This window comes from Vibrio sp. 811, from assembly GCF_033339195.1.
Genome location: NZ_JAWOUB010000183.1, coordinates 1 through 899 on the forward strand (window position 1 = coordinate 1; position 899 = coordinate 899).

At 45.3% G+C, this 899-nt stretch carries 1 protein-coding gene; it reads left to right on the forward strand.

What is annotated here, in order from left to right:
- Positions 1-93: 93 nt before the first annotated feature.
- The coding region (locus tag R7Q46_RS25700; RefSeq protein WP_318078017.1) for an HAD family hydrolase at positions 94-899 on the forward strand (806 nt) is incomplete at its 3' end.

Consider the following 899-nt stretch of genomic DNA (forward strand, 5'->3'; position numbering starts at 1 on the left):
CATGAGTACAACGTGTAAGTGGTCGTTTAAGGTTATCCGCCCTCATTGCCCTTTTTAGGGATCACAACCTAGTGAAATCAATCGAGGTAAATAATGAACAAAATCCATCTCTGTACTCTTGCCGTCTTAACTAGCTTATCTTTTTCCAGCCTCGCGAAAGATTGCGATGCCAACTTGCTCCCTTCTTGGAAAGACAGCGACAGCAAAACCGCCATTGTGAATTTTGTCGAGCAATCTACCGACAGTTCAAAGGCAACATTTATTCCCGTTTCTGACCGCATTGCCGTGTTCGACAACGACGGTACACTTTGGTCAGAAAAGCCGATTTATTTCCAAATTGCGTTCGCGTTAGATCAAATCAAAGCCCTTGCGAAAACGCATCCAGAATGGAAAACGCAGGAACCTTTTAAATCCGTCATTGAAAACGACTTAGAGAAAGTCTTTGCTGGCGGCAAAGAATCGCTACTCCAAATCATGAAAGTCACCCACAGCGGCATGACCGTAGAAGAATACCAACAATCCGTCGAGCAATGGCTTGCAGCGGCGAAAGACAAGCGCTTTGGTAAAGCCTATAACGACCTCACCTTTAAGCCGATGCGCGAAATGCTTACTTACCTGCAAGAGAACAACTTCAAAACCTACATTGTTTCGGGTGGTGGCGTGGACTTTATGCGCGTGTGGGCGCCAGAAGCTTACAACATTCCTGAAGAACAAATCATCGGCAGTGCGTTAAAATACGAATACAGCTTTAATGATGGTCAGCCTAAAGTGATGAAGTTGGGCGAACTGTTAACGCTCGATGATAAAGAAGTGAAAGTCGAAAACATTCAGTACATTATTGGTAAGAAACCAGTGCTCGCCGTTGGTAACTCGGACGGAGACCAAGCGATGATGCAGTG